This window comes from Salinibacter sp., assembly GCF_042218895.1.
Classification (GTDB): Bacteria; Bacteroidota; Rhodothermia; order Rhodothermales; family Salinibacteraceae; genus Salinibacter.
Window position 1 is genome coordinate 1 of record NZ_JBDGQQ010000078.1, and the last position, 4,173, is coordinate 4,173.

General features: G+C 60.5%; 4 protein-coding genes and 1 pseudogene. 3 read left to right on the forward strand and 2 right to left on the reverse strand.

Annotated features, from left to right (window positions below; all coding sequences use genetic code 11):
• Window positions 1-15: 15 nt before the first annotated feature.
• On the reverse strand, window positions 16-1,572 hold the full coding sequence (locus tag ABEL04_RS07190; protein WP_375801708.1) for a M16 family metallopeptidase: 1,557 nt from the start codon (window positions 1,570-1,572) through the stop codon (window positions 16-18).
• A 214-nt stretch (window positions 1,573-1,786) separates the two neighbouring features.
• Between ABEL04_RS07190 and ABEL04_RS07195 the strand changes: the two genes are divergently transcribed.
• Window positions 1,787-2,080, forward strand: a complete 294-nt coding sequence (locus ABEL04_RS07195; RefSeq protein WP_375801709.1) for a DUF493 domain-containing protein — start codon at window positions 1,787-1,789, stop codon at window positions 2,078-2,080.
• A 123-nt stretch (window positions 2,081-2,203) separates the two neighbouring features.
• Window positions 2,204-2,734, forward strand: a complete 531-nt coding sequence (locus ABEL04_RS07200) for a rhodanese-like domain-containing protein (protein WP_375801710.1) — start codon at window positions 2,204-2,206, stop codon at window positions 2,732-2,734.
• Window positions 2,735-2,743: 9 nt separating this feature from the next.
• On the opposite strand, the gene ABEL04_RS07205 is transcribed toward ABEL04_RS07200, so the two are convergent.
• A complete protein-coding gene (locus ABEL04_RS07205; RefSeq protein ID WP_375801711.1) occupies window positions 2,744-3,709 on the reverse strand; it encodes a cyclase family protein in 966 nt (321 codons plus the stop codon).
• 152 nt (window positions 3,710-3,861) lie between these two features.
• Here ABEL04_RS07205 and ABEL04_RS07210 point away from each other — a divergent pair.
• Window positions 3,862-4,173 (forward strand): annotated as a pseudogene (locus ABEL04_RS07210) (hypothetical protein); the annotation flags it as partial.

Below are 4,173 nucleotides of genomic sequence, written 5' to 3' on the forward strand. Positions count from 1 at the left end.
CAGACAATTGCACGGTTACTTCGCAGAAGCCGTGGGTTGCTCTTTCTCCTTCGTCTTCGTCTTGATCATGGCAACCGTGCGATTGCTGCGCTTGAACGTCTTCCGTGCCACCCGCTGCACGTCGTCCACCGTGACAGCTTCAATCTCATTCAGGTCTCGGAAGATGTTGCGCCAGTCTCCCGTCAAGGTCTGCTTCTGCGCGAACTGGACGGCAAGTCCGAGATTCGAATCGAGCTGACCGATGAGATTGTCCCGGGCCTGGGTTTTGGCTCGTTCCAACTCCTCGGCCGAGATTCCCTTCTTTGCAATCTGGTTCAGCTCGTCGTAAATGGCGTGTTCGACGCTGTCCGGCGAGACGCCCCGGCTCGGGAATCCGAGGATGACAAAGAGATTTTCGTACTTGCTTCCGGGAAAGCTTGGGACGGCTTGCACTTGAGACATCTTCTCCTGCTCCACGAGGCGCTCGTATAGCCGGCTCGTACGACCTCCCGTAAGGACATTCGAGAGGATGTCGTACACGGGAGCATTTTTGCTGTGCATGCTTCCTCGGTGATAGCCAACAAAGAGCGCCGGCCTGCTTTGCTCGCGGATGATGACCCGGCGTTCGCCCTGCTGCTTCGGCTCGTCGGTAACCACTGGAAGCGGGTCTTTCCCTTCCGGGAGTCGACCAAAGTATTTCTTCGCGAGCTCTTTCATGCGACTTGGCTCCACGTCCCCGGCGATGCCAATCGTGAGGTTGCTCGCGTTGTAGTATTTGTCAAAGAACTGTCGGGCATCGGTCCGCGAGAGGTTTCGGATCTCCGACATGTACCCGATTGTCGGGGTGCCGTATGGATGAGCCTTAAAGGCCGTCGTGATGAACGACTCAAAGAGACGGCCCACTGGGTTCGATTCCCTCGAACGCCGTTCCTCCATGACGACGTCCCGCTCCGTGTAGAACTCGCGAAGCACCGGGTTCATGAAGCGGTCCGACTCCAGGGCGAAGAAGAGCTTGGCCTTGTTGGCAGGCAGACTATACCGGTAGACCGTCTGGTCCCGAGAGGTGTACGCGTTAAGGTTGGTCGCTCCGTTGCGCTCGAGAATGTTTTTGAACTCGCCCTCTTTGAGATACGATTCGGCCTTCTTCTGAGCCGCCTCGAACGTTTTTTGGAGCTTTGCGATGCGGGCGGAGTCGGCCTGCGGGCCCTTCGCTTTCTCGCGACGCAGCTTCTGGTAGATGTTTTCCTGCCGCCGCAGGGCTTGCATCTCCTTCTCGATGTTCTTGGTACCAATGGTGGTCGTGCCCTTGAAGGCCATGTGTTCGAACATGTGCGCAATCCCGGACTTCCCTTCCGGCTCGTTCACCGACCCGACGTCGACGTACGTCGCAAACGACGCGACCGGGGCGTCGTGGCGCTCTACGATGACGAAGTCGAGCCCATTGTCGAGCGTGAAGGTCGTGGTCTTCTTCTCAAACTTCTGGAGCAGATCCTGTCCCTGAACGGAGGGCACAGCACACAAGGCAAGCAGGAGCAGGGCCCCTAGCATACTGCACACGGGTGCTTTGCGCAGGCGGCGTATAGACGTAGTCATGAAGACGTTTGGCTTGTTCGGAGAATGTGTGCGGATTGGAAGGACAGAATTGGCTATAGTAACGAGAGACATCCGCGCGTATGTTACAGCAGGCATGGAGTCGCGAAGCCTTTCTCAACAACTTCACGTTTGGGATCGCCGTCATCATGGCGAACGAAGCCACGCTGGGCCACGTAGGAAAAGATGCACTTTTGTAATTAGTGTTTTCCAGTCGATGCGATTCATTAACCAGCCCGACGCGAAGGATGACGACGCGTGGTGGGACCGTTTCAAAGAATTGCTCGACGACCAGAACGATTGGCCGGCCCAGTACACCTTTAAGTTTATTGCCCCAGCGGCTCACCTCGACGAGTTGAAGGAAGTGTTTGGCGAGCACCCCGTTCAGGTCCGAGAGTCCAGCAAAGGAAACTACAAGAGCGTGACGGCTCACGTTCGCATGTCGTCGAGCGACGAGGTCATTGAAGTCTACGAGAGAGCCTCCAGTGTTGAGGACGTCATTGCTCTTTAACGTATTTCGTATTGCGTACTTCGTACCGCGTATTTCATGTGGCCCCTACACAACACGCACTACGCAATACGCACCACAGCGGCAGCCCTTCTTGAACTTGCCCCCGCCGTCCCACGGTTGCCGATGCGTAATCTCTTCGCGTTCCTTCTCTGCCTCCTGGTCGTCCAGACCGGCTGCTCGCAGGATCTGACGTGGCAGGCCGTCGAGCACATGATTGCGGCCGACTACCCGAATGTGCCGTCGATCCCCACCGACTCGCTCGCCGAGCGGCTGGCGGAGGACACGCGTCCGCACCCCCTCCTGCTCGATGCCCGTTCCTCCGAGGAGTATGCGGTGAGCCACCTGCGGGGGGCGCGGCGCGTAGCTCCCAGTGCCGAGGCCTACCCGGCCCTCGATACGCTCGCGTCAGGCCGGCCCATCGTCGTTTACTGCTCGGTCGGGTATCGGTCCGCGGGCGTCGCGCAGACGCTTCGGGACCAGGGCTTTACGAACGTCGCCAACCTGAAGGGCTCCATCTTTCGCTGGGCCAACGAGGGACGACCCGTATACCGGGCTGGACAGCGCGTTGAAGGAGTCCATCCCTACAACGCGTCGTGGGGCACGCTGCTCACAGATTCCCTCCACGCCTACCAGCCGACGCCCCCTTCTCAATGAGATCGACCTTCAGGGATTCGATCCGTTCCCGTCCTGTTCGGGGTCCTGGGGCGTGGGACGCAGGACGCCGTGCTCGTCTCGCCGCAGCGGATGCTCGTGCTCCGGGAGGGGGGCGCCGGGGGCCTCCTCCATTGTCACGCCGTATTTCCAGTCCGGTGGGCAGATGGCAATGTAGCGGGCGTACCCGCCGGTGCCGCCCTTCGGCTTGGCGAAGCCGATGGCGACGAGCGCGCCCTGCTCCGGCACCTTGTCCAGGTTCGTGACCCCCTCGGCCTGCGCGTAGTTGTTGTTCAGGATCCAGTCCTCGGTGATGAGGCCGGCGGTGGTGTCGGTGTCGAGGGGCTCGTGGCCGTGGAAAAGAATGTCGCGCTTCTCGTGCAGGTACTTGGCGGTCTCCAGGGCCACGCCGGGAAACGGCTTCTTGTTATAGCGGTCCGGATTCGTTTTCCACTTCTCGTGCCAGTCGGACCGAAACATGACCACGGATCCCTCCGGCACGGGGCCGTATTTCTCTTCCCACGCTTTCACGTCTTCCACCTTGGCGTGGTAGCCCGGCTGCTTGGCCACCTTCTCGTGGATGTCTACCACAACCAGCGGCCGCACCGCGTAGGTGGGCGGGAGGTCGCTAATCGTGGCCCCGTATTCGTTCCAGTGGGCCGGCGGGTCGAGCTGGGTGCCGTACTGGTCGGTGGGCAGGACGTACGAGGAGGCGATGAATCCGTGCGCCTCGTAGGTGTAGGTGTCGCCCTTCTTTACGTAGCCCGGGATCGGTTTCCCAGCTTTTGCTGCCCGGAATTCGGCGTTGTCGAACCCGGGCCAGACGGGACTCGTGGGGCTGAAGGCGAACGTGAGGTCGACGTACTTCGCCCCCTTCAGGTGATTCTGGTACATGGTCCACAGCCCGTGGTCCTCGGGCTGGGCCTGAACAGACGCGACGAGAAACAGACTCAAAAGAACGAGGCACGCTCGGCGCATGGACTTGTCTGAAGGTTTTGTGGAGAGCGACGAACGTGCCTAAACTTAGATTCAAGGATGGGAAACCTCAATCGTCGCCGACGCCGGTCGGCTGAGCGAGGCCCATCGGCCCGTCTCGCGTTCGAGGTGCCGGACCGAGGGACCGAGGCCGAGTGCCCCTCCCTGCTGCCGGATCGATTTCGAGTGGCATTCTCCACCAGTGGGCAGCCAGGAACGATTCCCCTGGCATCCTCCTGATCGACGAGCCCCTCTCCAGGGGCGCCACGCGTATGCGGCAGGTGACCGAGCGGTTGGCCCGCCCCGATGACCTGGTCGTGTTTTCGAGGCATCGGGGTGCACCTCAGGACTACCAGATCCCTTCCGTTCAGCGGCACTTCACCCGCCCTCTCGTCAACGAAGCAGGCGTCGGCCGAGGACCCGGCCTGAAATTCCGTTCGTCGTCCTCAAAGGAGAATCGGTCGACA